General features: G+C 63.9%; 23 protein-coding genes and 1 tRNA gene. 19 read left to right on the top strand and 5 right to left on the bottom strand.

What is annotated here, in order from left to right; translation table 11 throughout:
• The first annotated feature begins 190 nt into the window (after positions 1 to 190).
• The 4 genes from ACX3OW_RS18355 to ACX3OW_RS18340 all read left to right on the top strand — a co-directional run bounded on the left by ACX3OW_RS18355 (position 191) and on the right by ACX3OW_RS18340 (position 4,569).
• Positions 191 to 1,708, top strand: coding sequence for a sugar ABC transporter ATP-binding protein (locus tag ACX3OW_RS18355; RefSeq protein WP_459097249.1), 1,518 nt, complete (start codon positions 191 to 193; stop codon positions 1,706 to 1,708).
• Positions 1,705 to 2,709 (top strand): ABC transporter permease, encoded by a 1,005-nt coding sequence (locus tag ACX3OW_RS18350; protein ID WP_459097248.1) that lies wholly within the window; start codon positions 1,705 to 1,707, stop codon positions 2,707 to 2,709. The genes ACX3OW_RS18355 and ACX3OW_RS18350 overlap by 4 nt, the downstream gene beginning before the upstream one ends.
• Entirely contained in the window at positions 2,706 to 3,683 is a 978-nt protein-coding gene (gene yjfF, locus ACX3OW_RS18345; protein ID WP_459097247.1) for a galactofuranose ABC transporter, permease protein YjfF, read from the top strand. Before ACX3OW_RS18350 ends, yjfF begins: the two co-directional genes overlap by 4 nt.
• A 145-nt stretch (positions 3,684 to 3,828) precedes the next feature.
• Entirely contained in the window at positions 3,829 to 4,569 is a 741-nt protein-coding gene (locus tag ACX3OW_RS18340) for a FadR/GntR family transcriptional regulator (protein ID WP_459097246.1), read from the top strand.
• 7 nt (positions 4,570 to 4,576) lie between these two features.
• Here ACX3OW_RS18340 and ACX3OW_RS18335 read toward each other — a convergent pair whose 3' ends face one another.
• From ACX3OW_RS18335 to ACX3OW_RS18325, 3 genes are read right to left on the bottom strand one after another with little or no spacing between them, the layout of a single operon-like run.
• On the bottom strand, positions 4,577 to 5,377 hold the full coding sequence (locus ACX3OW_RS18335) for an ABC transporter ATP-binding protein (RefSeq protein ID WP_459097245.1): 801 nt from the start codon (positions 5,375 to 5,377) through the stop codon (positions 4,577 to 4,579).
• Positions 5,367 to 6,401 (bottom strand): FecCD family ABC transporter permease, encoded by a 1,035-nt coding sequence (locus ACX3OW_RS18330; RefSeq protein WP_459097244.1) that lies wholly within the window; start codon positions 6,399 to 6,401, stop codon positions 5,367 to 5,369. Before ACX3OW_RS18330 ends, ACX3OW_RS18335 begins: the two co-directional genes overlap by 11 nt.
• Positions 6,398 to 7,369 (bottom strand): FecCD family ABC transporter permease, encoded by a 972-nt coding sequence (locus tag ACX3OW_RS18325; protein ID WP_459097243.1) that lies wholly within the window; start codon positions 7,367 to 7,369, stop codon positions 6,398 to 6,400. The genes ACX3OW_RS18330 and ACX3OW_RS18325 overlap by 4 nt, the downstream gene beginning before the upstream one ends.
• 127 nt (positions 7,370 to 7,496) lie before the next feature.
• On the opposite strand from ACX3OW_RS18325, the gene ACX3OW_RS18320 reads away from it, so the two are divergent.
• The 5 genes from ACX3OW_RS18320 to ACX3OW_RS18300 all read left to right on the top strand — a co-directional run bounded on the left by ACX3OW_RS18320 (position 7,497) and on the right by ACX3OW_RS18300 (position 13,480).
• The gene (locus ACX3OW_RS18320; protein ID WP_459097242.1) at positions 7,497 to 8,417 is read left to right on the top strand and encodes an ABC transporter substrate-binding protein; all 921 of its coding nucleotides are present in this window, start codon (positions 7,497 to 7,499) and stop codon (positions 8,415 to 8,417) included.
• A gap of 24 nt (positions 8,418 to 8,441) precedes the next feature.
• Positions 8,442 to 9,368: an ABC transporter substrate-binding protein gene (locus ACX3OW_RS18315; protein ID WP_459097241.1), complete on the top strand. Its 927-nt coding sequence runs from the start codon at positions 8,442 to 8,444 to the stop codon at positions 9,366 to 9,368.
• A 14-nt stretch (positions 9,369 to 9,382) separates the two neighbouring features.
• Positions 9,383 to 10,273: a sucrase ferredoxin gene (locus ACX3OW_RS18310; protein WP_459097240.1), complete on the top strand. Its 891-nt coding sequence runs from the start codon at positions 9,383 to 9,385 to the stop codon at positions 10,271 to 10,273.
• 86 nt (positions 10,274 to 10,359) lie between these two features.
• On the top strand, positions 10,360 to 11,145 hold the full coding sequence (locus tag ACX3OW_RS18305) for a glucose 1-dehydrogenase (RefSeq protein WP_459097239.1): 786 nt from the start codon (positions 10,360 to 10,362) through the stop codon (positions 11,143 to 11,145).
• 16 nt (positions 11,146 to 11,161) lie between these two features.
• The gene (locus tag ACX3OW_RS18300) at positions 11,162 to 13,480 is read left to right on the top strand and encodes a glycoside hydrolase family 15 protein (RefSeq protein ID WP_459097238.1); all 2,319 of its coding nucleotides are present in this window, start codon (positions 11,162 to 11,164) and stop codon (positions 13,478 to 13,480) included.
• A gap of 16 nt (positions 13,481 to 13,496) precedes the next feature.
• Here the strand turns inward: ACX3OW_RS18300 and ACX3OW_RS18295 are convergent.
• Both ACX3OW_RS18295 and ACX3OW_RS18290 read right to left on the bottom strand, forming a co-directional pair.
• Positions 13,497 to 13,570 (bottom strand) — tRNA-Gly (locus ACX3OW_RS18295).
• 69 nt (positions 13,571 to 13,639) lie between these two features.
• Complete coding sequence (locus tag ACX3OW_RS18290; protein WP_459097237.1) at positions 13,640 to 14,284, bottom strand: hypothetical protein; 645 nt, start codon at positions 14,282 to 14,284, stop codon at positions 13,640 to 13,642.
• Positions 14,285 to 14,788: 504 nt separating this feature from the next.
• Here ACX3OW_RS18290 and ACX3OW_RS18285 point away from each other — a divergent pair.
• From ACX3OW_RS18285 to ACX3OW_RS18240, 10 genes are all read left to right on the top strand, one after another.
• Positions 14,789 to 15,835, top strand: coding sequence for an HD domain-containing phosphohydrolase (locus ACX3OW_RS18285; RefSeq protein ID WP_459097236.1), 1,047 nt, complete (start codon positions 14,789 to 14,791; stop codon positions 15,833 to 15,835).
• A gap of 577 nt (positions 15,836 to 16,412) precedes the next feature.
• On the top strand, positions 16,413 to 16,754 hold the full coding sequence (locus tag ACX3OW_RS18280) for an STAS domain-containing protein (RefSeq protein WP_459097235.1): 342 nt from the start codon (positions 16,413 to 16,415) through the stop codon (positions 16,752 to 16,754).
• Complete coding sequence (locus tag ACX3OW_RS18275; protein WP_459097234.1) at positions 16,751 to 17,119, top strand: response regulator; 369 nt, start codon at positions 16,751 to 16,753, stop codon at positions 17,117 to 17,119. The genes ACX3OW_RS18280 and ACX3OW_RS18275 overlap by 4 nt, the downstream gene beginning before the upstream one ends.
• Positions 17,116 to 19,107, top strand: coding sequence for a chemotaxis protein CheA (locus tag ACX3OW_RS18270; RefSeq protein WP_459097233.1), 1,992 nt, complete (start codon positions 17,116 to 17,118; stop codon positions 19,105 to 19,107). The genes ACX3OW_RS18275 and ACX3OW_RS18270 overlap by 4 nt, the downstream gene beginning before the upstream one ends.
• Positions 19,104 to 19,604 (top strand): chemotaxis protein CheW, encoded by a 501-nt coding sequence (locus ACX3OW_RS18265; protein WP_459097232.1) that lies wholly within the window; start codon positions 19,104 to 19,106, stop codon positions 19,602 to 19,604. Before ACX3OW_RS18270 ends, ACX3OW_RS18265 begins: the two co-directional genes overlap by 4 nt.
• Entirely contained in the window at positions 19,601 to 21,691 is a 2,091-nt protein-coding gene (locus ACX3OW_RS18260) for a methyl-accepting chemotaxis protein (RefSeq protein WP_459097231.1), read from the top strand. Before ACX3OW_RS18265 ends, ACX3OW_RS18260 begins: the two co-directional genes overlap by 4 nt.
• A 9-nt stretch (positions 21,692 to 21,700) precedes the next feature.
• Positions 21,701 to 22,162: a chemotaxis protein CheW gene (locus tag ACX3OW_RS18255; RefSeq protein ID WP_459097230.1), complete on the top strand. Its 462-nt coding sequence runs from the start codon at positions 21,701 to 21,703 to the stop codon at positions 22,160 to 22,162.
• Positions 22,163 to 22,225: 63 nt separating this feature from the next.
• Positions 22,226 to 23,110 carry a CheR family methyltransferase gene (locus tag ACX3OW_RS18250; RefSeq protein ID WP_459097229.1) on the top strand — a complete coding sequence of 295 codons (885 nt, stop codon included), beginning with the start codon at positions 22,226 to 22,228 and terminating at the stop codon, positions 23,108 to 23,110.
• 8 nt (positions 23,111 to 23,118) lie between these two features.
• Positions 23,119 to 24,246 (top strand): protein-glutamate methylesterase/protein-glutamine glutaminase, encoded by a 1,128-nt coding sequence (locus ACX3OW_RS18245; RefSeq protein ID WP_459097228.1) that lies wholly within the window; start codon positions 23,119 to 23,121, stop codon positions 24,244 to 24,246.
• The gene (locus ACX3OW_RS18240; RefSeq protein WP_459097227.1) at positions 24,243 to 25,973 is read left to right on the top strand and encodes a hypothetical protein; all 1,731 of its coding nucleotides are present in this window, start codon (positions 24,243 to 24,245) and stop codon (positions 25,971 to 25,973) included. Before ACX3OW_RS18245 ends, ACX3OW_RS18240 begins: the two co-directional genes overlap by 4 nt.
• The last annotated feature ends 113 nt before the right edge of the window (positions 25,974 to 26,086 follow it).

Here is a 26,086-nt window from a genome sequence, read left to right as displayed (position 1 = left end):
TCCGTCCCGACCTCTCCACACCGTCACCACCCGGCTTGTCCGGGTGGTCCAGGGGGCGAAGCTGGATTGCCCGGACAAGCCGGGCAATGACGGTCAAATATAAATCTGCGTACACTCGACCCCCACCCTTGATCCCTCCCCGCAAGGGGGAGGGTGTCGACTACGGGCAGGGTGACTAAGGGAGAACGGCATGGCGGGTGGCGAATACGTGCTGGAAGCACGCGGCGTCATGAAGATTTTCGGCCAGCATGTCGCGCTCGACAATATCGATTTTGGGCTGCGGGGCGGCGAGGTGCATGCGCTGCTGGGTGAGAATGGCGCCGGCAAATCGACGCTGATCAAGATCCTGACCGGCGCCTATCAGCCGGATGCCGGCGGGGTGTTTCTCGACGGCATGCCGATCGCGCTGAATGACCCGCTGCATGCCCAGACCTTCGGCATCGGCACGGTGTATCAGGAGGTCAACCTGTTGCCGAACCGGTCGGTGGCGGAGAATTTGTTTCTCGGGCACCAGCCTTTGCGCTTTGGCTTCGTCAATTTCCGCAAGATGGAGGCTGACGCCAAAATCCTGCTGGCCAATTATGATCTGCATATCGATCCGGCGAGCGAGCTGGGCAGCCATTCGGTGGCGGTGCAGCAGATCGTCGCCATTGCCCGCGCCGTGCAGTTATCCGGCAAGGTGCTGATCCTCGACGAACCCACCGCCAGCCTCGACCGCAATGAAGTGGAACGGCTGTTCGAGGTGGTGCGCGGGCTCAAGGCGCGCGGTCTCGCCATCATCTTCATCACCCATTTCCTTGACCAGGTGTTCGCCATCGCCGACCGGGTGACGGTGTTGCGCAATGGTCGGCTGATCGAGACGCGGCCGCTCGATGCGCTGAACCGCACCGATGTGGTGCGGCTGATGCTGGGCAAGGACATCGCCTTTTCCGGGGCCACCGATATCGAGCCGAGCGAGACGCCGGACGAGGTGCTGGTCGAATTCAAGAATTATGGCCGCAAGCACAGCGTGCTGCCTTTCGACCTGACCATTCACAAGGGCGAGGTGGTCGGTGTCGCCGGGCTGCTCGGTTCGGGGCGCACCGAGGTGGCGCGCATCATGTTCGGCGCCGATCCGGCCGATCAGGGAAGTGTCAGCATCAATGGCAAGCCCAGTGCGCTGCGCCGCGCCACCGACGCCATCAAGCAAGGCTTTGGCTTTTGCCCCGAGGACCGCAAGGCCGAGGGCATTATCGGCGATCTGTCGGTGCGTGAAAACATCATCATCGCCTTGCAGGGCAAGCTCGGCTGGTTCAAGGCGCTCAACCGCGACGAACAGCTCGAAATTGCCGGCAAATTCGGCGAGGCCATGGATATCCGCGCCGCCTCGCTCGACATGCCAGTGAAGCTCCTGTCGGGCGGCAACCAGCAAAAGGTGATCCTGTCGCGCTGGCTGGCCACCGACCCGGCCTTTCTCATTCTCGACGAGCCGACGCGCGGTATCGATGTCGGCGCTCATGCCGAAATCGTCCGCACCATCAACCGGCTGGGCGACGAGGGCATGGCCATGCTGGTGATCTCGTCGGAGCTGGATGAAGTGGTGGCCTATAGCTCACGCATCGTGGTGATGCGCGACCGCGAAATGGTCGCCGAACTGCGCGGCAAGCACATCAATCCCGGCGTCATCGTGCATGCGATCGCCAATAACACTGACGAGGCCGTGCCATGAAGCGGCTCCCACTCGAACGCCTCGCCAATCCGCAATTGCTGGCTCTGGTGGCGGTGCTGCTGGTCAACTGGATGCTGTTTCCCAATTTCTTCCGCATCTCCTGGCAGGATGGGCGGCTGTTCGGCAGCGTCATCGACGTGATCAATCGCGGCGCGCCGGTGGCGATCCTCGCCATCGGCATGACCGGGGTGATCGCCACCAAGGGCGTCGACCTGTCGGTGGGCGCCATCATGGCGGTGTGCGGCGCGGTGGCGGCGACCATGGTGGTGGCCGGCTATCCGACGCCGATTGCGGTCATCGCCGCGCTGGCAGTGGGGCTGGCCTGCGGGTTGTGGAACGGTTTTCTGGTGGCGGTGCTGGATATTCAGCCGATTATCGCCACTCTGGTGTTGATGGTGGCCGGGCGCGGCATCGCCCAGCTGATCACCGAGGGCTATATCGTCACCTTCAACGACCCGGCGCTGATCTTTATCGGCACCGGCTCGTTTCTCGGCCTGCCGATGGCAGCGGTGATTGCGCTGGTGCTGATGGTGCTGGTGACGCTGGTGCTGGGACGCACGGCGATCGGGCTGTTCATTCAGGCCATCGGCATCAACCGCGCGGCCGCCTCGCTGGCCGGCATCCGCTCCCGCATGCTGCTGTTGCTGGTCTATGGGCTGAGCGGGTTTTGCGCGGCGATTGCCGGCATTATCGTCGCCGCCGATATTCGCGGCGCCGACGCCAATAATTCCGGGCTGTGGCTCGAACTCGACGCCATTCTGGCGGTGGTCATTGGCGGCACCTCGCTGCTGGGCGGCAAATTCTCGGTGCCGCTGGCGGTGGTTGGGGCGCTGATCATCCAGGCGATGAATACCGGCATTCTGGTGTCCGGCTTCCCGCCCGAATTCAACCTCATCGTCAAGGCCGGGATGATCATCCTGATCCTGATGCTGCAATCGCCGCTGGTCGGCCATGTCTTCGGCTTTTTCAAGCGCGACCCCAAGCAGGCGGCTCCCCGATGAAACGCAGTCTTCGCCCGCTGGCGGCCACCGCCATTATCTTTCTCATCGCCTATGGCTTGAGCGTCGCCCAGTTTCCCAACATGCTCTCCACCCGCGTGCTGGGCAATTTCCTCACCGACAATGCTTTCCTCGGCATTGCCGCCGTGGGCATGACCTTCGTCATCATCTCGGGCGGTATCGATCTGTCGGTCGGCGCGGTGATCGGCTTTACCGGCGTCTTGGTGGCGGTGTTGATCTCCTGGCTGGGGCTGCATCCGCTATTTGCCTTCGTCATCGCGCTGGGGGTGGCGGCGGTGTTCGGCGCGGCGATGGGCATGACGGTGCATTATCTGCAGGTGCCGTCATTTATCGTCACGCTGGCGGGGATGTTCCTGGCGCGGGGCGGGGCCTCGGTGATCACCCAGGATTCGGTGCCGATCGAGCATGAATTCTACCGCTTCATTTCCGAAGCCATCATCCGCCTGCCCGGCGGGGGCCGGCTGAGCTTTATCGGTCTGCTGATGATCGCGGTGTTCCTGCTCGGGGCGCTGCTGGCGCATCGGACCCGGTTTGGCTCCTATGTCTATGCGCTGGGGGGCAATCCGGTGTCGGCGTCGCTGATGGGCGTGCCGGTGGCGCGCACCACGGTGCAGATCTACATGCTGTCGAGCGTGCTGGCGGCCTTGTCGGGGATCGTGTTTTCGCTCTACACCTCGGCGGGCTATCCGCTGGCGGCGGTGGGCGTGGAACTGGACGCCATCAGCGCGGTGGTGATCGGCGGCACGCTGCTGACCGGCGGCTATGGCTTCGTGCTGGGCACCTTTGTCGGCGTCATGCTGCTGGGGCTGGTCCAGACCTACATCATCTTCGACGGCACGCTGTCGAGCTGGTGGACCAAGATCGTGATCGGGGTGCTGCTATTCTTGTTCATCGTCTTGCAGCGGATCATATTTGCGGCGTCTTCTCCGGGAGAAGAGAAGCCCGAGAAAGTGTAGAACCGTCGCTATTCATCTGAGGCTGGCCTGCAAATGCCAGTTTTCTGCGCTTCCGGTCCTCACGTACCCTAAAGTACGCTCCGGTCCGGTTCTCGAAACCCGACATTTTCGGCTCATCCTGAGCTGAATAGCGACAGGTTCTAGCATGATCGAAGCAGGCAGCCTTATTCGCTCGCTATCCGGGCGACCCGCTGCACGGAATTTCCACACCTTCGTCATCAACGAAATCGGCCATGGCATCGTCACCGGCAGATTTCCGGTCGGTTCGATCCTGGCGAGCGATGTGGTGATGATGGAGACCTATGGCGTGTCGCGCACGGTGCTGCGCGAGGCGCTGAAGACGCTCGAAGCCAAGGGCCTGGTCGAGGCGCGGCCCAAGGTGGGCACCCGCGTCTCGCCGACCAGCCGCTGGAGCTTTTTCGATCCGCAGGTGCTGTCCTGGCATTTTTACGCCAAGCCGGACCGGCGGTTTTACGAAAGCCTGTTCGATACCCGTCGGGCGCTGGAAACCCGCACCGCCGCCTTGGCCGCCGAGCGCCGCACTGCCGAGAATATCCGCGTGATGAAATACTGGCTGCACCAGATGGAAGCCGCCAATGGGGATCTGGAAAACCACGGCATCGCCGCGCTGGAAATCCACCGCACGCTGGCCGAAACCTCGGGCAATGCGCTGCTGCGTTCGGTGGTCGGAATTGTCGAACTGACGCTGGCACTGGCGCTCAAGCAATGCGCTGCCAGCAGTGCCGATGCCTATCTGGCGGCGACGCATGGCGCGTTGACCACGCTGGTGACCGCCGTTGGCGAGGCCGATGGCGCGGCGGCGATGGCGGCGGTGAACCGGGTGATTGATCTGGACCAGCGCTGTGTCATGGCGGCGCTGGATTAGGCCGCAATCAGCCGTTGCGCACCGTGCTGAGCGGGATGCAGAGCGGGCGATTATGCGCCGGGTCGACGATGATCTGCGCCCGCACGTCGAACACGGCAGCGATGGTTTCTTCGGTCATCAGCTGCTCGGGCGAGCCGGCGGCGGCGATGACGCCATCGCGCAAAAACACCAGATGATCGGCATAGCGCGCCGCCAGGTTGAGATCATGCAGCACCAGGATGACGGTGCGGCCAAACACGTTTTTGAGCTGTTGCACCAGATCGAGGCAATCGAGCTGATGGGCCATATCCAGGTGATTGACCGGCTCGTCGAGGCAGACCACGTCGGTCTCCTGCGCCAGCACCATGGCGATCCAGACGCGCTGCAACTGCCCGCCCGATAGCGAGCCCAGCCGGCGCTGGCGCAATGCGGCGACGCCGGTGCCGGCCATGGCCTGTTCGAGCGCCGTGGCGTCATTGGGGCTCCAGGGCTGGAACATGGTTTGATGCGGGTAACGGCCGAGGCGGACCAGCTCTTCCACCGTCATGTCCTCGGGCGCCGAGGGGCTCTGCGCCAACAGGCCAATCTGGCGGGCCAGCGCCTTGTCGTTGAGGCGGGTGATATCGACCTCTTCGAGAAAAATCTGCCCACTGGCCGGCTTGTGCAGGCGGCGGATGGCGCGCAGCAAAGTGGATTTGCCGCAGCCATTCGGCCCGGCCAGCACGGTGATCTTGCCGCGCTCGATGGGCAGCGTCAGCGATTGCAGCACGCTGGCCTTGCCATAGCTCAGGCTGAGATCGCGGATCTCGATGCGGTGATTATCCGTCATGGCGTTGCTTGCCCATCAGCAGGAAGAGGAAATACGGCGCGCCGATAATCGCCGTGACCGTGCCGGCGGGCACTTCGACGGGGGCGAACAGCACGCGCACGATCAGATCGGCACCGACGAGGAAAATCGCGCCGAGCAGGAAACTGGCGATGATGCCGACATAGACATTGCGCCCCACCAGCAGCCGCGCCAGATGCGGCGCCATCAACCCGATAAAGCCGACGCCGCCGACAAACGCCACGGCCAGCGCCGTCAGCGCCGCCGCCAGGGCAAAGATCCAGATGCGGAACACCGGCAGATTGAGGCCGACGCCGCGGGCCGAGACTTCATCGAGATCGGCCGGGGGCAGGCGGCGGGCGGCCAGCAGCACCAGAATGAGGATCGGCAGCATGGCGATGGCGGTGATCTGGATTTCGCTCCAGTTCACCTCATTGACCGCGCCGGCCAGCCAGCGCGCCGCCTGGGTGGTGCGATAGATCGGGCCGATCAGCATCAGGATGATGGTCAGCGCCTTGGCCACGGCGGCAACGGCAATGCCGAACAACAGCAGGCGAATGGCGGAGGACGCCTGGCGGCCGGAGAGGATGAAGACGAGGGCGATTGCTGCCAGCGCGCCCAGCACCGCAGCGACCGGCTGATAGGCAATGGAGGTGACCAGCGCATTGGATTCGTTGGACAAAGCGGCGAGGAAAATCACCACGCCCAAAGCGGCGCCGTCGATCACCCCCAACACGCCCGGCGAGGCCAGCGAATTGCGGGTGACCTTTTGCAGCAGGAACCCGGCCACGGCCATGCCACCACCGGCCAGAATGGCGATGACGACGCGCGGCAGGCGCAATTGCAGCACGATGATGTTCTGGGTCTTTTCGCCCGCGCCGAGGATGACGCTGACGATCTGGTCGAACGGAATCCAGGTCGAGCCGAAGGCGACCCCGCTCAGCGCCAGCAGCGCGAAGACCACGCCGATCAGGCTCAGCACCAGCGGGGCGCGGTTGCGACTGGCGGTGAAAGAGAAGTCGTTCATGCCGCTCTCCGCTTGAGCAGGACCAGCAGCACCACGCCACCGACCACCGCAGTGATGGCGCCGACCGGGGCTTCGGTGGGGTAAACCACAAAGCGCGCCACCACATCGGCCAGCGTGGCATAGATGGCGCCGATCAGCGCCGCCGCCGGGATCAGCCGGCTATGGCGCAGCCCGACCAGCCAACGCGCCGCATGCGGCACCACCAGCCCGACAAAGCCGACCGGTCCGGCCATCGACACCGCCGCGCCGGTCAGCAGCGAGACGGCGACAAAGCTCAGCCCGCGAATTAGAAACAGCGGCACGCCCAGCCCGGTGGCGGTGGAATCATCGGCCTGCAACGCATCGAGCGGCCGGGCCAGCAGCAGCGCCAGCACCGCGCCAAGCGCAATGATCGGCGCGCCGGTTTGCGCCAGCGCCATGGGGCGATCGACGAAGGCGCCGGAGAGCCAGAACAGCAATTGCTGCAGCTGGGCCTCATTGGTGGTGAGCACCACTTCGACCAGCGAATGGCCAAGCCCGGCAATGGTGACGCCGACCAGAATGATGCGCAGCGGCGACAGCCCACCGGCGCTGGCGGCAATGCCGAAGACCAGGAGGCTCGTGGCCAACGCCCCCAGCGCCGCTGCCAGCGACAGCCCGGTCAGCGAGCCGATGCCCAAGCCGACACTGGCAATGACCACGCCGAGCGAGGCCCCGGCATTGAGGCCCAGCGTATCGGGCGAGGCGATGCGGTTGCGCGACAGGGTCTGCACTAGCACCCCAGCCACGCCGAGGCCGGCGCCGACCAGCGGTGCGATCAGCGCACGGGGCAGCCGGAGATTGGCGATGACCACCGAAGTCTCGGAGCCATCATAGGCAAACAGCGCGTTCCAGACCTGATCGAGCCCATAGCTGCGATAGCCGATGGTGATGCTGACCAGCATGACGACGCCGAGGGCGACCAGCAAGCCGCCATAGATGATGGCCATCGGCATGGGCTGCCGGGATGAAAATGCTGCGGACAGGATGACCCCGGAAACTTGATATTGACAGTCAGGTTGAACTCTGGTGAGTGCTCAAATCATTCATGATCCTCATTGTCAAGTTAGGTGTGCAATGCGCAAACTTCAGACTGTCCTGACCGCCGCGACACTGGCCGTCGCATTGGCGCTGTCGCCTGCCGCCATGGCGCGCCAGATCACCCATTCGATGGGTGTGACCGAAGTCCCTGATGCGCCGCAGCGCGTGGTGATTTTGACCAATGAGGGCACCGAGGCCCTGCTGGCCGTCGGCATTACCCCGGTAGGTGCCGTGCGCTCCTGGCTGGGCGATCCCTGGTATGATCATATCGCCGCCGACATGGCCGACGTGACCGTGCTGGGCGAGGAATCGGCGGTCAATCTGGAGCTGCTGGCGGCGCTGGAGCCCGATTTGATCATCGGCACCAAAATTCGCCACGAAAACCTTTATGGCCAGCTCTCGGCCATTGCCCCGACGGTGATTTCCGAGCGCCTGCGCGGCGACTGGAAGATCAACATGGCGCTTTATGCCGAAGCCGTGGGCAAGACGGCCGAGGCTGAAGCGGCCTTTGCCACCTATGATGCGCGCATTGCCGCCATCAGCGCCGCTTTGGGCGACGCCAAGGCCGAGGAAATCTCGCTGGTCCGCTTCATGGCCGGCCGCACCCGCATCTATCTCAAGGACACTTTTGCCGGCAACGTCCTCAGCCAGATCGGCTTTGCCCGCCCGGCCAATCAGGACCGCGACGAATTCGCCGACGAAGTGACCAAGGAACGCATCCCAGAATTCGAGGGCGATCGCCTGTTCTACTTCATCTACGAAACCGGTGATGGCGCTGCCGACACGGCCGCCGCCGAATGGATGGCCGATCCGTTGTGGCTGGCGCTGCCCGTCGTCGTCGCCGGCAAGGCGCAGGGCGTTTCCGACGCCATCTGGAACACCGCCGGTGGCATCATCGCCGCCAATGTCATGCTCGACGATATCGAGACCATTTACGGGCTGGCCTCGACCCGCTGACCGCCAATCGACCGGAGACTATCGATGTTCAAATCGCTCACCACTGCGGCCCTGCTTGGCTCGGCCCTGATGCTTGCCATCGCCGGGGGCAGCGCCGCCCGCGAAATCACCCATGCCATGGGCGTGACCGAAGTGCCTGACGCTCCCCAGCGTGTCGTCATGCTGACCAATGAGGGCACTGAGGCGCTGCTCTATGTCGGCGTGGTGCCGGTTGGCGCCGTGCAAAGCTGGGATGGCGATCCCTGGTATGATCACCTGGAGGAGGCCCTCAAGGACACCGTGCCGTTGGGCACCGAATATGCGGTCAATCTGGAAGTGCTGGCCAGCCTCGAGCCCGATCTGATCATCGGCAACAAGGTGCGCCAGGAAAAGATCTACGACCAGCTTTCGGCCATCGCGCCGACGGTGTTTGCCGAGGACCTGAGCGGCAGCTGGCCGGACAATCTGGCGCTGTATAGCGAAACCGTGGGCAAGGCTGCCGAAGGCCAGCAAGCGCTCGCCGATTTCGACGCCCGCGCCAAGGCGCTCGGCGCGTCGATCGGCCCGGCGCTGTCCGAGCAGCTGTCGCTGGTGCGCTTCGCGCCCGGCCGCACGCGCATCTACTACAAGGACACTTTTGCCGGCGGCATTCTGGAAAAGATCGGCTTCCAGCGCCCGCCGGCGCAGGACAAGGATGAATTCGCCGAGGAAGTGCAGAAGGAACGCATTCCCAACATGGCCGGCGACCGCATCTTCTACTTCTCCGACGATGCCGACCCCGATGACACCAAGGCCAATCTGAATGACTGGCTCAACGACCCGCTGTGGCTGGCGCTCGATGCGGTCAAGCAAGGCAAGGCGCAGCGCGTCAGCGAGCTGGTGTGGAACACCGGCGGCGGGATTTATTGCGCCAATATGTTGCTGGACGAGATCGCCGTCATTTACGGTGTGCCGGCGCCAGCGGCCAACTGAGGGCCCAAAATTCAATGAGCGTCACCCGCGCTTTTTGCACCGACCATGCCATCGCCCAGCAGGAGCCGCTTGCCGGCACCGGGGCGATGGCAGCCCGCCATCTGTTCGTCCGCTGGCCCAAGGGCAAGTGGCGGCGGCCGCGCTATGAATCGGCCGATCTGGAACTGGTGCTGCAACGCGCCATCCATGAATCCTATGGCCCCGACCGCTATGTCGGGCTGATCGAGAGCGATGGGCGGCCCGATCTCGAACTGATCTCGTTTCCCGATAGTCGCACCGCCCAGCCCACGAGCCAGCAGGAAGCGGCGGCGATGATCCGCGCCTGGGCCAGCGGCACGCCGCTTGATGGGCCAAAGCTGCCGCGTCCGGTGATCCTCTGTTGCACCGATGCCAAGGTGAACGCCTGCTGCGCCCGCTATGGCTTTCCCATCTACAAGGCGCTGTGCGAACAGGCCGGCGACTATGGCTTTGACGTGGTGCAGACCACCCATTTCGGCGGCTGCCACTTCGCCCCGTCGCTGATCGTCATGCCGCAGCGCGCCCGCTATGGCCGGCTGAGCCCGGCCGAAATTCCCGCCTTCCTGCGCAGCCTGTCCGAGGGACGGAACCACCTGTCCCACTTCAAGGGCACGGCCGATCTGAGCGAAATCGACCAATGCGTCGAGATCGCTGCCGGGCAATGGGCCGAAGCCAATGGCCTGCAGCAAACCGATGTCCGCCTGCTCGGGCATGAGGACGACACCAGCACGCAAATCCGCGCCTATGCCAGCGCCGGCAACACCCGCCTGCGCATCACGCTGCGGCAGCAGCAATTCCACGTGCATGGCACCTGCCGTTCGCTGGATGAGGGCGACGGCAAGCTGGTCTGGCGCTGGGTCATCACCGAGGTCACGCCCACCGCGTAACCTCGGCAATGCCCGCATCACCATTTGGTGTCGGAACCGATATTGCTGCCCCCGGTTCCCCTTGCCAAAGGACGGGGGAATTGCCCATGCTCAGCATTGATCTTAGTGGCAAGCGGGCGCTGGTGACCGGCGCCAGTTCCGGCATTGGCGCGGTGGTGGCGCAGACACTGGCAGCGGCTGGCGCTGATGTGGCCATCAATTATCGCGGCTCGGCGGCTGCTGCCGAAGCGCTGGCCGCCGAGATCACCGCCACGGGTCGCCGGGCGCTGACGCTGCAGGCCGATGTGGCGGATGCCAAGCAGGTCGAGGCGATGTTTGCCAGCCTGACCAATGCCTGGGGCGGCATCGACATTCTGGTCAACAATGCCGGTATCGACGGCCGACCCGGTCCCGGCTGGATCGTGCCGCTGGACGAGTGGCGGCAGGTGCTGGACGTCAATCTGTTCGGCACCTTCTATTGCTGCCGTCAGGCCCTGGCCCTGATGGTGCCGCAGCGGACCGGCGTCATCATCAATATCTCCTCGGTGCATGAGGTCATCCCCTGGAGCGGCTATAGCGCCTACACCGCGTCGAAGGCGGCGGTGTCGATGTTGAGCAAAACCCTGGCGCAGGAAGCGGCGCCGCACGGGGTCAGGGTGCTGGCGCTGGCCCCGGGCGCCATCAAGACCGCGATCAATCAGAGCGTTTGGGGCGATGCCGTGGGCCTTGCCGATCTGGAGCGCAAAATTCCGCTGGGGCGCATGGGCGAGCGCGCCGAAATTGGCCGCATGGTCGCGGTGCTGGCCTCCGACCTGGCCAGTTACATCACCGGCACCACGCTGTTCGTCGATGGCGGCATGACCGACTTTGCCGATTTCGCCCATGGCGGCTGAACCACAAGGACAGGCAATGAGCGAGGAGGCGCCGGGAAAACCCGGCATTGATCCGACCTGGTGCTCCAGCGCCAAGGATATGGTCAGCACCGCGCTGGGCTCCAGCCGGCTCTGGGCCACGTTCGGCTATGGCATCGTCAACGAGGTCTATTGGCCCTCGACCGGCCAGCCGCAGATTCGCGATCTGGGCTTTATCATCGCCGGGCCGAACGGCTGGACCGAGGTGAAGCGGGCGCGGCACTACACGATCACCACCCCGCGCGGCTCGGTGCCCTTGCCGCAATTTGTGCATGAGGGGGACGGCTATCGGCTGGAGCTGGAATGCCTGACCCATCCGCTGCGCGATACGCTGTTGATCCGTTACCGGCTCGATGGCGAGGCGCTCAGGCTTTACGTGCTGCTGTCGCCGCATCTGGATGGCGACCGGCATGGCAATAGTGCCTGGGCCGCCGCCGATCTCAGCGCCCAGAATGGCGGTGTCGCCCTCTGCCTGCGCAGCGATGCCGGGTTTTCCCGGAGCAGCGCCGGCTATGTCGGCTTTTCCGATGGCTGGCAGGATTTTTCCAAAAATGGCGCCATGACCTGGACCTATCCGCTGGCGGGCGATGGCAATGTGGCGCTGCTGGGCGAGCTGGCAGCCAATAGCGGCACTTTGGCACTGAGCTTTGCCGAAACCCTGGATGGCGCGCGCACGCTGGCGCGGTCGAGCCTCGCCGATGATTATGACGAGACGCGCCGGATTTTCACCGACCAGTGGGAGGATTGGAGCAAGACGCTCGACATCCCCTATAGCTCAGCCGAGCTGAAGCATGCGGCGGAACTGTCGGCGGCGGTGCTCAAAATGCATGAGGACCGCACCTATGCTGGGGCGGTGGTGGCCAGCCTCAGCGTGCCCTGGGGCAGCAGCCATGACGATCTGGGGGGCTATCATCTGGTGTGGACGCGTGACGCGGTGGAGGCAGCCTTCGCCCTCATCGCTATCGGTCAGATTGTCGACGCCTCGCGCATCCTGGCCTATCTGATCGGCACCCAGTCCGAAGACGGCAGCTGGCTGCAGAATTATTTTCCCGATGGCCGCGGCTACTGGACCGGCAGCCAGCTCGATGAGGTGGCGTTGCCGGTGTTGCTGGCGGCCAAGCTGCGGGCCGTGGGGCGGCTGACCACCGCGCGCCCTGTGGAAACCATGATCGAAAACGCCATCGGCTTTATCGTGCGCAACGGGCCGATGAGCGATCAGGATCGCTGGGAGGAAAATGCCGGCGCCAGCCCGTTCACCCTCAGCGTGGTCATTTGTGCGCTGGTCGCCGCCGCCGATCTGCTGGGCGCTGCCGAGCGCGCCTATGTGCTGGGGCTGGCCGATTGCTGGAATGAGCGCATCGAGGGCTGGACCTATGTCAGCGATGGGCCGCTCGCCGCCGAACACGGCATTGCCGGCCATTATGTGCGACTGGGACCGCGTGCGTCCGAGGGCGGGATGCGCGGCAAGATCGATGTGCGCAACGTCGCCCAGGGCAGTATTGCCGCCAGCGAACTGGTTGGCCTCGAATTCCTCTATCTAGTGCGTGCCGGCCTGCGCGCACCCGACGACAAGCGCATTCTCGATACGCTCAAACTGGTCGAGACGGTGCTGCGCCGCGAGACCCCGAGCGGGCCCTCCTATTATCGCTACAATGGCGATGGCTATGGCGAGCATGCCGATGGCACCCCGTTCGATGGCACGGGCATTGGCCGACTGTGGCCGCTGCTCACCGGCGAGCGCGGCCATTATGCCGTGGTGGCGGGCGAGGATGCCAAGCCCTATCTCGGCGCCATGGCGCGGATGTGCGGGCCGGGTGGGCTGATCCCCGAGCAGATTTGGGACAGCGATCCGATCTCCAGCGCCGGCCTGCAACCGGGCCGCCCTTCGGGCAGTGCCATGCCGCTGGTATGGGCGCATGCCGAGTTCATCAAGCTATTGGCCGCGCAGGCCAATGGCCGGCCAGTCGAGCTGTTGGACGTGGTCGAAAGCCGCTATGGCGCGCGCATTCCGGCTGCGGCGCGCTGGCATTGGCGCGAGGCCAGCCCGTTCCGCGCCATGCCAAGCGGTCGGGCGCTGCTGATCGAGTGCGCTGCGCCCTTTACCCTGACATTTGGTTTCGATGCCGCGCCGCTTGACGTCACGCAAGCCTCCTGCGCCACCGCCTTTGGCCTGCATGGGGTTGAGCTGACAGCCGAGACCATCGGCGATCATGAAGTGCTGAACTTCGCGATTTCCACCAGCCCCGATGCTGCCCAGGGACCAACCCATCAGATCCGGTTTGATGGCGCCAAGGAGGCCATTCAAGCGGGTATTTAGTCGCGATTTTGGGGATTGGAGCGGGTGAAGGGAATCGAACCCTCGTCGTAAGCTTGGGAAGCTTCTGCTCTACCATTGAGCTACACCCGCGGCGCGCCGATAGATGCGGGAATTTGCGCGAGGCGTCAAGCGGGGACGAGGGGCAGGCAGATGCTGCCTTTACCGAAACTCATCGGCCATGAGGCCGCCCAGGTCGGCGGGCCGACGCCGGTTCGAAACCAGCTGGCCGGTGAACAGTCCAGCGATAGCAACGGCATTGGTCACCAGCAACAGCACGCAAAAACTGGCCCAGAGCTGGTTGGCCGGGATCGAATTGTTAAATTGCGGTATGGCGCCCAGGGCAACCGGCACATACCAGCAGGTAGCCGAAGTGGCGCCGCCCACCACCATTAACAGGCGTTGCTGCGTGCTTAGCCCGGCGAACAGGGGGCGGGATACCTGCCGCTCAACCATGGGCAGCACCACTTTGTGCAGGTAGACGGCGTTCGCCGTCAGCACGCCAACCACGCTGACCTTGGCCCAGATCTTGGGATTGGCCAGCTTGTCTGGTTCGAACAGACCGTAATAGCCGAGAAATCCGAGGCCGCTAATCCACAGCATCACCAGCCCTGCCGTCACGATCTTGGTCCCGAAGTTGAAGGCCTGGACATGGCTGGGGCGAATTTTGCCCCACACCATGAAGCGCAACATCAGCAGGTCGAGAAAGGTGGCGGTACCCAGCCCAAGGGCGAGGCCGATGAAGTGGACGATCCTGATGCCGCCCTTGAGGAAGCTCGGTTCGGCCAGAAGGGCTGCAGTATCCATGCTGGAATCCGTCTACAGAGGAAAGATGCGCCGTGCAGTTTTGCTCTGCGGCCGGTCAAGCTTTAGTAGTTTTGCGAAAATATGGACTTGTTCATCCAAATATCGACGGAGTGTCCACTCCGTCGATGAGGAGTATCTGTCAATTGTTTGGTTGATTTGGCGTTAGATGAATTAAATGTGAGAACGCGGCCAATTTATGATTACGGCTGTGCTTCCATGGCCTCTTCGGGTGCTCGCTAGTCTAAACCTCTCCTGCGTAGAGAGAAACAAAGCCGCGATTTTTGCGCAGTCTGTGGAGCGCTGGCGCGATTTTGCCGCTCAAACCGGCGAATGTGGCGAAAACTGGGTGCGCTCACGGACGGCGGCTGCTTGAGCGTCGGCACCTGGTAGCCTTATGCAGCCGGTCGCGCGCTTCGTCCGGACAGCCGAGGCGTCAAGGCGGCTCGATTAAGAGTCGCATAACGGCTGTGACTCTATGCTTGCGCCAGTTTCCGGGGGCGGACAATGCGCGTGCTTATAGTGGACGACAGCCGATCGAGCCTTGCCATGATCGGATCGATCGTCAAGACGGCGACCAATGCAGACATCGATAGCTGCCTGCACCCATTCGAGGCGCTGGAGCGCAGCAAAGCCACGCAATATGATCTGGTGCTGGTCGATCACGTGATGCCTGAAATGGACGGCGTGCAGTTTACCAGCGCGCTGCGGGCCCGGGAGCCCTATCGGCTGGTGCCCATCGTCATGGTCACCTCGGATATGGACCGTAACACCCGCATCGAGGCGATCCAGGCCGGGGCCACCGATTTCGTCAACAAGCCGTTCGATCCGACCGAATTGCAGGCGCGCGTCGCCAATCTGCTGACCTTGCGCGCGGCGCAGGTCGAGTTGGCGGACCGCGCCAACTGGCTGGCGCGCGAGGTGGAACTGGCCACCGCGCATCTGCTGGCGCGTGAGGAAGAAATCATCTGGCGGCTGGCCCGCGCCATCGAATATCGCGACGGCGACACCGGCGAGCATGTCTCGCGTGTCGCCCAGATCAGCCAGCTGATCGCTCACCGCATCGGGCTCAGCCCCGAGCGCTGCCGCACCATCTATCTGGCGGCGCCGCTGCACGATATCGGCAAGATCGGCATTGCCGACGCCATTCTGGGCAAGCCCGGCAAGCTGACGCCGGATGAAATGAGCATCATGCGCGAGCATGTGACCATCGGCGCCCGCATTCTCGAAGGCGCCTCGTCCGACCTGATCCGCACCGCCGAGCTGATCGCCCAGAGCCATCATGAGCGCTGGGACGGGGCCGGCTATCCCGACCGGCTGTCGGGCACCGATATTCCGATTGAAGCGCGGGTCGTGGCCATCGCCGACGTGTTCGACGCCTTGTGCGCGAAGCGGCCCTACAAGGCGGCTTGGCCGATTGAAAAGGCCTATGCCGAGATCGTCGCCAGCAGTGGCAGCCATTTCGACCCGGCCTGTGTCGCGGCCTTCTGCGCCAGCTGGAGCGAGATCGAGGCCATCATGAGCGGCGCCGACCCGCTGGCTGCCAGCGCCTAGACGCAACTGTTCCTCTGCCATTGTCAATGATCACCAGGCCGCGCGTCGGGCTGGGCGCTGCTGTCCGCGTCTGCGGCGGTGCCTTGTTTTCGCCACTGGTCTTAAAAGGTGACAGGCTTGGCCAGTCGGCTGTGCTGCGGTCGCGCGGAACACAAGATGTCGAGCCGGAACGCCGAGGCGTCGGGTGAGCAATATTTGGAATTATTGCAAGTATTACGCGCCGGCTGACTCGCCGCCGACTCGCGGCGCTGAATCGAGGACTCGCAACATCAGAGTCGAGACACCTCCCGAGGCCTGAATCCAGGCTAATGATTCAGAATCAATCGGGAAATATTTGTTTCTATATCTGCAGAGAAAATTGGTTGATCAAAGTAGAGGCGAGTAAGGCGCTCTTAATCAACTTCACATAGGCTCTGTATTGCATCGGATGGGAGTACGATGTGTGAAATGTAGTTAAGGAAGTCGTTCCTGCGTATCTTAAGAAACTGGTAATCTACTGGTTTCCGGCCGCGTTCGACCCTTCGTGCGGTGGTTCAAGTATGTATTGCGTTTTGTGCTCCACGCCCCGGTCAGCGTCATGACCAAGGATAGTGTTCACCTGATCGAAATCTCCGGCGATGCGGGGCTGCGCGTGGCGCAGGATACCGCAGTCATATTGCGCGAGGCGCTCGCCAGTTTTGACAATATCGCCATCGCCACCGAGGCGATCACCGGCGCCGATATCACCACCATTCAATTGCTGCTGGCTGCCCGCAAACAGGCGCTGGCTTCCGCCAAGTCGTTGACCCTGGCGGCACCGCCCACGGGCGTCTTGCGCGCGCTGCTGATCGAGACCGGCTGTCTTGATGCCGCTGGCCGCCCGCTGACGCAAGATGGCGATTTCTGGATTCAACCAACACGGCAGAGCGTACCCGCATGAGCAAGACCATCCTGACCATCGACGATTCTGCATCCATTCGGCAGATGGTGGCCATGACATTGTCGGCGGCCGGCCTCGACGTCATCGAGGCCATCAATGGCGCCGACGGCTATACCAAGGCCACCAGCCAGACGGTGCATGCCGTCATCACCGACCTCAACATGCCGGTGATGAACGGCATCGAATTCATCCGCAAATACCGCCAGCACCCCTCCAGCAAGGGCGTGCCCATCATCCTGCTGACCACCGAATCCGATGAAGACCTCAAGCGCCAGGCCAAGGAGGCCGGCGCCACGGGCTGGATCGTCAAGCCGTTCAAGCAGGACCAGCTGCTGGCCGTCATCAAGAAGGTCACCGGCGCATGAGTTTTCCTGATCCCGCCGAAACCTTCCGCCAGGAAGCCCGCGAGCTGCTGGAACAGCTCGAACTGGGCCTGCTCGACCTCGAGCAGAACCCGGCCAATGACGATTTGATCAACTCCACCTTTCGCGCCCTGCACACCATCAAGGGCTCCGGCGCCATGTTCGGCTTTACCGCCGTCGCCGCCTTCGTGCATGAGTTCGAGACCGCCTTCGACCAGGTGCGCAAGGGCCAGACCAAGGCCACACCCGCGCTGATCGCGGTGGCGCTCGACGCCAAGGACCATATCCACAAGCTGATCGAACAGCCCGATGCGTCGCATGTCGGCGGCGAGGCCATTCTCGAAGCGCTGCATGTGGTGATCGCGGCTGCCGATGCCGCGGCACCGGGTGAGGTGGCGGCGCCCGCCCCAGCCACCTCCGGTCGCTGGCGCATCCGCTTCCGCCTGCCGGGCGATGCGCTGATCTATGGCACCAACCCGCTTTTGCTGCTCGAGGAAATTAGGGCCATCGGGCCCTGCACGGTGCTGGCGCTGACCGACACGATTCCGCCGCTCGATCTGATCGATCCCGAAGTGCCCTATCTGGGCTGGGAGATCGACCTGACGGCCGACGATCCGCGCGCTGCCATTGACGATGTCTTCCTGTTCCTCAAGGACGGCATGGAATTGTCGGTCGAGCCGCTGGACGAGGCCGAGGCTTTGGTGCTGCCCGAAACTATCGCACCCGCGCCCGTGCCCGTGCCAGTTGTGGCCAAGCCGGCCGTGCCGGCCCGCATTGCTGGCGTCGACAAGGACGTCGCCCCCACGCCGGAGCGCATTGTGTCGGCTTCGATGCGGGTCGATGCCGAACGGCTCGATGAATTGATGGATCGCGTCGGCGAGCTGGTGATTGCCCAGGCCCGCTTGACCCAGATCGCGGCGACGAGCAGCGACGGCAATCTCAAGACCATCGCCGAAGAGCTGGAACGCCTGAGTTCGGGCCTGCGCGACACCACTATGGGCATCCGCATGGTGCCGATCGGCACGCTGTTCAGCCGCTTCCGCCGGCTGATACACGATCTGTCGCGCGATCTCGGCAAGGAAATCGAGTTCATCACCACTGGTGAAGAAACCGAGCTCGACAAGACCATGATCGAGCGTCTCGCCGACCCGCTGGTCCACCTGATCCGCAATTCGGTCGATCACGGGCTTGAAGATGCCGAGCGCCGCCTCAAGGCCGGCAAGTCGGCCAAGGGGACGGTGCGCCTGTCGGCGGTTTATGCCGGAGCGGAAGTCGCCATTTCGGTGACCGATGACGGGGCAGGGCTCGACGCGGTTCGCATTCGCGCCAAGGCCGAAGAGGCCGGACTGCTCACGCCCGAATCCAAGATCGCCGATGCCGATTTGTGGCAGATGATCTTTGCGCCGGGCTTTTCCACCGCCAGCGAGGTCACCTCGCTGTCGGGGCGCGGCGTCGGCATGGATGTGGTCAAGCGCACCATTGACGGGCTGCGCGGCAGCATCGACGTCACCACCACCCAGGGGCAGGGCTCGACCATGACCCTGCGCCTGCCGCTGACTCTGGCCATCATCGATGGCATGCTCGTGCGGGTAGGCAAGGAGCGCTACACCATTCCGCTGACCGCGGTCGAGGAATGCGTCGAACTGCCCGAGGGCATCGAAGCCAATGCCCGGGGCCGCAATTTCCTCGATATTCGCGGCAGTCTCGTACCGTTCCTGCGGCTGCGCGAAGTGTTCGGCACCAAAACGCCCATCGAGCCGCACCAGAAGGTGGTGATCGTCTCGTCGGGCGAAGGAAGGGTCGGCCTCGTGGTCGATCAGATCATCGGCAACAACCAGACGGTGATCAAGCAGCTGAGCAAACTGCATTCCTCGATCAAGTCATTCTCCGGCGCGACCATTCTGGGCGACGGCACGGTGGCACTCATTCTCGACACCGCTCATCTGGTCACTTTCGGCCAGGGCTATGTCGACCAGGGGAGAGCCGCATGAGCGCCCTCATGACCGGATCAATGACGGCGCTGACCTTGCGCCTGCAGGATGAGTTGTTCGCCGTCGAGGCGGGCAGCGTGCGCGAGATTCTCGATCTCGTGCCGATCACCGAAGTTCCCAATGCCTCGCCCTTCGTCAACGGGCTGATCAATGTGCGCGGCCGCGTCGTGCCGCTCGCCGATCTGCGCGTGATGTTCGGCATGGACCGGCCCGAGCCGGACGAGGACACCCGTATCGTGGTGATGGAAATCGACATCGATGGCGAGCCCACTGTGGCCGGCATCCTCGCCGACAAGGTCCATGACGTCACCGATATCGAAGCCGCTTCCATCGAGGAAGCACCCAAGGTCGGCATGCGCTGGCGGCCCGAATTTATTCGCGGCATCGGCAAGCGCAATGGCGGCTTCATCATCATCCCCGATCTGGGGCGAATTTTCGAAACGCAGGGCAGCAGAAGCGCGCCCTTGGCAGCATCAGAAGAAAGGTCTGCATCGTGAGACTGACTATCAAGACGAAACTGGCGGCGACATTCGCCGTGGTGGTAGCCATGTCGGCCGGCGCCATGGCGCTGTCCATCCAGAATTTGGGGCAGATCAACGACTCCCTCGACACCATCGTGAACGTGCAGGCGACCAACTCGCTGCAGATGGCCTCCATGGAGACCCTGCTCGAGAATTTGGGTTCTCAGGTCAACGCCATCGTGCTGTTCGATGATATCGAGACGATCAACGAGATCGCCACCCAGATCGATGGGACGCATGACCGGCTCAATTCGCTTGAGGCCGACCTGAACACCCGTATCGCCGATCCGCAGAACCGGGAAAACCTGGTCCAGCTCGGCACCGCGCTCGAGCATTATTGGACGCAGGTCGTGGAGATCAAAGCTCTGGCCGCCGAAGTCAGTGACGTCCGGGCGCTCGAGATCAGCTCCAGCGAAGGCAGCGCGGCCCTGGGCAAGGTCGAGGACGCGATGACCGCGCTCATGAACTCGCTGTCGGCGCGTGCATCGATGGGCGATGTCAACGCTTTTGCCGGCTACGAGACCGCCTCAAGGACCTTCCTCAACCTGAGCGATCTGTTCCGGCAGCAGCGCAACGTGCTGCTGGCCTCCGGCAATCCGGAACTGCAGGACCGTTGGCATGCCGACTATGTTGCCGGCCTCGAAACCGCATCCCAGCTGTTCCCGGCGCTGAGCCGCATCGTTACCGGACCTGATGCAGGCCTGGTGGCAACGGCCGCAGCCGGCTTTGCTGAAATGAGCGCGGCGATGGACAAGGCCGTCAACATCAGCATTCAGCGTTCGGATCTGCAGGCCGTCGAAAAGCAGAGCGAGAGCTTTGCCACCCGGACCGAAGCCACTGCTTTGCTGCATGGCATGATCGCCCGCAACAATGATCTGTTCCGGCAGGCCGTTACCGACGCCGCCGATCTCTACAATAACAGCCGCATTCTGCTGGTCGCCATCCTGCTCGGCTCGGCTCTCGTCGCCGCCATTGCCGCAACCTGGATCGTGCTCTCGATCAGCCGTGCCCTCAGCAGCGCCCTGCGCCTGGCCAATGAAGTTGCCGATGGCAATCTCAGTGCGACCGCATCGGTCAATTCCAATGACGAAGTCAAGGATCTGATCGACGCCCTCAATGCCATGACCGGCAAGCTGCGCGAAGTGGTGGGCGAAGTGACCACCGCGACCCGCAATGTTGCCGCCGGCAGCCAGGAAATGTCGGCCACCGCCGAACAGCTGAGCCAGGGCGCCACCGAACAGGCCTCCTCGACCGAAGAGGCGTCTGCCTCGATGGAAGAAATGGCCGCCACCATCAAGCAGAGCGCCGACAACGCCAGCCAGACCGAAAAGATCGCCCGTCAGTCGGCGGCCGATGCCATCGCCTCGGGCGAAGCGGTCAACAATGCCGTCGCTGCGATGCAGACCATCGCCGAAAAGATCATGGTGGTGCAGGAAATCGCCCGCCAGACCGATCTGCTCGCCCTCAACGCGGCGGTGGAAGCCGCCCGCGCCGGCGAACATGGCCGGGGCTTTGCGGTCGTGGCCTCCGAAGTGCGCAAGCTCGCCGAACGCAGCCAGGCTGCCGCCGCCGAAATCTCGACGCTCTCCGGCACCACGGTCAAGGCGGCCCAGTCGGCCGGCGAAATGCTCGGCAAGCTGGTGCCCGATATCCAGCGCACGGCCGAACTGGTGGAAGAAATCTCCGCTGGTAGCCGCGAGCAGAATGCCGGTGCGGCCCAGATCAACACCGCCATCCAGCAGCTCGACAAGGTGACCCAGCAGAACACCTCGGCCGCCGAAGAAATGTCGGCGACCTCCGAGGAACTGGCCAGCCAGGCCGAGCAGTTGCAGGCCGCCATCAGCTACTTCCGCATTGATGGTCGCGACGAGCGCGCCAGCCACAAGTCGGTGAAGTCGGGGCAGAAGTCCAACGCCGCGATGCGTGAGGCGATCCTGGCCAAGGCGCCCCATATCGCAGCGCGCAAGCCGGGCAAAGCGGCCAATAATGGCGGCTTCGACCTGAACCTTGACGACGGCCATGATGCGCTCGACGGCGAGTTCAGCCGCCGCACCGTAGCCTGAGGTCAGGTCATGACCGAACGGGCGCAATACGTCACCCTTGGCGTCGCGGAGGAACTCTTCGCGGCCCCGGTGGAGAAGGTGCAGGAAATCCTGGACATGCGGTCGATCGCCCGGCTGCCCCAGGCCCCGGACAACCTGCTCGGCATGATCGACGTGCGCGGGCAGGGCGTGCCGGTGCTCGATCTGCGCCTGACGCTCGGCCTGCCGCCGGCGACCGATACCGAGAACACGCGGATCATCGTGCTGACCCTGGCCGGTCAGCACGGCGCTCTCCGGCTTGGCCTGCGGGCTGACCGGGTGTTCGAGGTCAGTGTGCTCGATGAGGCCGAACTGGATCCGCCGCCGGTGGTGAGCGGGACCTGGTCGGGGCACTGCATTGCCGGCATCGGCCGCCGCAACGGCCGTTTTGTCACCGTGCTCGATCTGGAAAGCCTGCTCGGCGCCTTCGAGACGGTCACCCGCGCCGCCTGAATCAAGTCTTCGGCACGCGATCAACCCCGATCGCGTGCCGCTTTTCGGCTGGAGACTGCCCCCGTGTCGTTACCCCAACGCCAGTTCGTCACCCGTCCCGATGGGATTGATGACGACCATTTGTCGCCGCGCGATTTCAAGCGGATCGCCGATCTCATCGGCGATCAGGTTGGCATCAAATTGCCGCCGGGCAAGCGCCTGATGGTGGAAGGTCGCCTGCGCAAACGCGTGCGCGCGCTGGGGCTGTCGGGGCTCGACGCCTATAGCGCCCGGCTGTTCCAGGGCGACGGGCTGGCGGCCGAGCTGCCGCATCTGATCGATGCGGTGACCACCAACAAAACCGATTTCTTCCGCGAGGCCGAGCATTTCGACCTGCTCGAAAGCCAGCTGGTGCCGGCGCTGCTCAACCTGCGCCGCAGCGAGCGCCAGCCGCTGCTCAAGATCTGGAGCGCTGCCAGCTCCACCGGCGCGGAGGCCTATACGCTGGCCATGGTGCTGGCTGACCTGGCGGCGCAACGCCATGATTTCCGTTTCGCCATTCTGGGCACCGATATTTCGACCTCGGTGCTGCAGCAGGCCGTGCGGGCGATCTACCCCACTGAACTGGCGGCGCCGGTGCCCCAGCTCAAGCAGCAGCGCTATCTGATGTATGGGCGCAAGCCGGGCGTCCGGCCGGAGGTGCGTATCGTGCCCGAGCTGCGCCGGCTGGTGCGCTTCGCCCGGCTCAATCTGATGGATGCCAGCTATCCCTATGACCGCGACGTCGACGTGATCTTCTTGCGCAATGTGCTGATCTATTTCGAGAAGGCCGACCAGGACAAGGTGATCCTGCGGCTGATCGATCATTTGCGACCCGGCGGTTATCTCATTCTTGGGCATTCCGAATCCATGATCGGCACGGCCGTGACCATGCGCCAGGTCGCGCCTGCCGTGTTTCAGAAGCCCTGAGTATGTCCATGACTGATCGCCGTCGCAAAATCCGGGTGCTTATCGTCGACGACAGCGCCTCGGTGCGGATGACCTTGAGCGAAATCATCGCCAGCGATCCCGAGCTTGAGGTGATGGCGACGGCGGCCGACCCCTATGTCGCGGTCGAGCGCATCCGTCAGGAAGTGCCCGACGTGATGATCCTCGATATCGAAATGCCGCGCATGGATGGGCTGACCTTCCTGCGCAAGATCATGAGCCAGCGGCCGATTCCGGTGGTGATCTGTTCCAGCATTGCCGAAGCCGGCTCGGACACGCTGCTGCAGGCGCTGGAAGCTGGGGCGGTCGAAGTGGTGACCAAGCCGCGTATCGACACCGCGCAGTTCCTGCAGGAATCGCGGATGCGCATCTGCGACGCCGTCAAGGCGGCGGCCCATGCCAAGTTCCGTGGTGTGGCCAAGGTGGCGCCACCGCTGACGGTGGAAGCCAAGCTCAATGCCGACGCGATCATTCCGCCGCATTCAGCGACGCGGGCCGCCTCTGTGCGGGCCAAGCAGCCCGATACCGATCCGATCATCTGCATCGGCGCCTCGACCGGCGGCACCGAAGCGCTGCGAGACGTGCTGGAAAAGCTGCCGGCCAATAGCCCGGCCATTGTCATCGTCCAGCACATGCCGGAAAATTTCACCAATGCCTTTGCCCGCCGGCTCAATGGCCTCTGCGCCATCGAAGTGCGCGAAGCCGCGGATGGCGATGTGTTGCAGCCGGGACTGGCGCTGATCGCGCCGGGCAACCAGCATATCGTGCTGCACCGCGCCGGTAGCCGCTACACCGTGCATATCGTCGAAGGCCCGCATGTCTCGCGGCATCGCCCCTCGGTGGACGTGTTGTTCCGTTCGGCCTCGCAGGTCGCCGGCCGCAATGCCATGGGCATTATCCTCACCGGCATGGGCGACGATGGCGCACGCGGGCTGCTCGAAATGCGGGAGGCCGGTAGTCATACGCTGGCGCAGGACGAGGACAGCTGCGTGGTCTTCGGCATGCCCAAGGAAGCCATTCAACGCGGCGCGGCGGTCAAGATCGTACCGTTGAGCCGTGTCGCCGCCGAAATAGAAACCTATGCGCGTGTTCCGCATCGGTTGGGAACACCATCATGACCGCGTCTGCCCAGCACCAAGCTGCCACTTCTGCGTCCGTCAATGTCGATGCCCTGCGCGGTGTCGCGCATGGCTTGGCAACGCCACGCGACAGAATCGAAACCACCTTCGTCACCGTGGGCGCCAGGCTGGCCGAAGGCGCCACCATGCTCAACACCATCACCAAGGTGTTCGAGGCGCTGCCGGCCGAATTGCAGAGCCCCGAACTGGGCGAAGCCTCGACGCGTCTGGCCGAAGTGGGCCATGAAGCGCAGGCGATCTCTGCGCTGTTCGCCAGCGAACAGGCCGATCTTGCCCGGCTGGTCACCGTCGTGGCCGCTGCCGCGCATCCGGTGGCCGAGCTGCGCCGCACCGTCAAGATGATGGGCATCGTCGCCATCAATGCCCGCGTCGTCGCCGCCGGCGTGGTCGGCAAGGGCGATGATTTCGAGGTGTTCACCACCGATATCGCCCAGCTCTCCGAGAGCGCCAATTCCACCATCCAGCAATTCACCGCCGCTTATCGGCAGCTGACCGACGAGGTCGGGCAGGCGGCCCGCCAGCGCGGGCAGTTTGAAAACCTGCATGCCGACTCGCTGAGCGAGCTGGCCGACGATATGGACGCCGCTTTGGCCGAACTGGCGCGGCAGCGCGCCATCTCGGTCGATAGCAGCGCCGAAACCGGCCGCGTCTCGCGTCAGATTTTTGGCCGCATCGCCAATGCCGTCATGGCCTTGCAGGTCGGTGATGCCACAAGGCAGCGCATCGAGCATGTCGAAGCTGGTCTCGCCGAACTGTGCCGGATGCTCGAAGACGGTAGTCTGGGCGAAGCCGAGCAAGCGGCGGCCGCTGCCATTCTTGGCGGGCTGCAAGTGGCCCAGCTTTCGGCCGCTACCGATGCCTTTGAGGATGATGTGGCCGAAGCCGGCGAGGCGCTGCGCGACCTGGCCGCCGATGCGCGCATCATCATGGAACAGAGCCAGGCGATCTACGGACAGGGCAATGGCGCCGAGGCCTCCTCACTAGCCACGCTCAGCCAGTCGGTCCGCCATGCCGCAGCAGTGTTGCGCGACTGCGAGACCGAACGCAGCAAGCTCGAACTGGTCGCCAGCGCGGTGCTTGGCACGGTGGGGGTGTTGCTCAGCCATGTCGAGGTAGTGCAGGAGATCGAGGCCAATATGCGCCTCGTCAGCCTCAACGCTGCGGTCAAATGCGCCCAGCTCGGCCCGCGCGGCGCGGCGCTCAACGTTATCGCCAGCCAGTTGCGCGAGCTGACCGGGGAAACCGTGGCCGCTGCCGAAGGCGCCATGGCAGGCCTGCACGAAGCCGCCGGGCTGGCGCAATCCTTCGGCGCCGCCGCCAATGGCGATGCTGCCGGCCGGGTCGGCCAGCTCGAACAGGAAGCCACCGCAGCGCTGGTGTTGCTGCAGGCGGTGGACAAGGGCCTGGCCGAGGCGCTGGCGACGCTCAATCGCGACGGGCCGAACGTCATTGGGCTGTTGGGCACGGCGGCCATGACCTTCACCAGTCAGGCCAGCATTTCGGAAACCATGCGCGACCTGGAATTGCAGCTGGTCGCGGAATGTCCTGATATGGCGATGGCGCCATCAGCGGCGATTGCCGAGGCACTGGACGGCCAGCGCAAGCGCTACACCATGGACTCCGAGCGCCGCATTCACACCGAGATGTTCGGGTCGGCGAAGGCCGAGGAAGTGGTTGAGGCCGAGGTCGACGATATCTTCTTTTAGGGTCGCTGCTTGCTGGACCAAAATCGATCCATCCACCCCGTCACCACCCGGCTTGTCCGGGTGGTCCATGCGATGCGGCGGTAAAGCTGGATTGCCCGGACAAGCCGGGCAAT

Source organism: Devosia sp. A449 (assembly GCF_054489375.1).
This window is presented reverse-complemented; position numbering and strand designations above follow the sequence as displayed.

Excerpts from the sequence above, each read along its gene's own strand:
- ACX3OW_RS18350 (WP_459097248.1), top strand. The coding sequence starts at position 1,705 with ATGAAGCGGCTCCCACTCGAACGCCTCGCCAATCCGCAATTGCTGGCT.
- ACX3OW_RS18300 (WP_459097238.1), top strand. The coding sequence starts at position 11,162 with ATGAGCGAGGAGGCGCCGGGAAAACCCGGCATTGATCCGACCTGGTGC.
- ACX3OW_RS18280 (WP_459097235.1), top strand. The coding sequence starts at position 16,413 with ATGACCAAGGATAGTGTTCACCTGATCGAAATCTCCGGCGATGCGGGG.
- ACX3OW_RS18355 (WP_459097249.1), top strand. The coding sequence starts at position 191 with ATGGCGGGTGGCGAATACGTGCTGGAAGCACGCGGCGTCATGAAGATT.
- ACX3OW_RS18265 (WP_459097232.1), top strand. The coding sequence starts at position 19,104 with ATGAGCGCCCTCATGACCGGATCAATGACGGCGCTGACCTTGCGCCTG.
- ACX3OW_RS18315 (WP_459097241.1), top strand. The coding sequence starts at position 8,442 with ATGTTCAAATCGCTCACCACTGCGGCCCTGCTTGGCTCGGCCCTGATG.
- ACX3OW_RS18335 (WP_459097245.1), bottom strand. The coding sequence starts at position 5,377 with ATGACGGATAATCACCGCATCGAGATCCGCGATCTCAGCCTGAGCTAT.
- ACX3OW_RS18325 (WP_459097243.1), bottom strand. The coding sequence starts at position 7,369 with ATGGCCATCATCTATGGCGGCTTGCTGGTCGCCCTCGGCGTCGTCATG.
- ACX3OW_RS18240 (WP_459097227.1), top strand. The coding sequence starts at position 24,243 with ATGACCGCGTCTGCCCAGCACCAAGCTGCCACTTCTGCGTCCGTCAAT.
- ACX3OW_RS18305 (WP_459097239.1), top strand. The coding sequence starts at position 10,360 with ATGCTCAGCATTGATCTTAGTGGCAAGCGGGCGCTGGTGACCGGCGCC.
- ACX3OW_RS18245 (WP_459097228.1), top strand. The coding sequence starts at position 23,119 with ATGACTGATCGCCGTCGCAAAATCCGGGTGCTTATCGTCGACGACAGC.
- ACX3OW_RS18290 (WP_459097237.1), bottom strand. The coding sequence starts at position 14,284 with ATGGATACTGCAGCCCTTCTGGCCGAACCGAGCTTCCTCAAGGGCGGC.
- ACX3OW_RS18270 (WP_459097233.1), top strand. The coding sequence starts at position 17,116 with ATGAGTTTTCCTGATCCCGCCGAAACCTTCCGCCAGGAAGCCCGCGAG.
- ACX3OW_RS18320 (WP_459097242.1), top strand. The coding sequence starts at position 7,497 with ATGCGCAAACTTCAGACTGTCCTGACCGCCGCGACACTGGCCGTCGCA.
- ACX3OW_RS18275 (WP_459097234.1), top strand. The coding sequence starts at position 16,751 with ATGAGCAAGACCATCCTGACCATCGACGATTCTGCATCCATTCGGCAG.
- ACX3OW_RS18340 (WP_459097246.1), top strand. The coding sequence starts at position 3,829 with ATGATCGAAGCAGGCAGCCTTATTCGCTCGCTATCCGGGCGACCCGCT.
- ACX3OW_RS18255 (WP_459097230.1), top strand. The coding sequence starts at position 21,701 with ATGACCGAACGGGCGCAATACGTCACCCTTGGCGTCGCGGAGGAACTC.
- yjfF (WP_459097247.1), top strand. The coding sequence starts at position 2,706 with ATGAAACGCAGTCTTCGCCCGCTGGCGGCCACCGCCATTATCTTTCTC.
- ACX3OW_RS18310 (WP_459097240.1), top strand. The coding sequence starts at position 9,383 with ATGAGCGTCACCCGCGCTTTTTGCACCGACCATGCCATCGCCCAGCAG.
- ACX3OW_RS18330 (WP_459097244.1), bottom strand. The coding sequence starts at position 6,401 with ATGAACGACTTCTCTTTCACCGCCAGTCGCAACCGCGCCCCGCTGGTG.
- ACX3OW_RS18285 (WP_459097236.1), top strand. The coding sequence starts at position 14,789 with ATGCGCGTGCTTATAGTGGACGACAGCCGATCGAGCCTTGCCATGATC.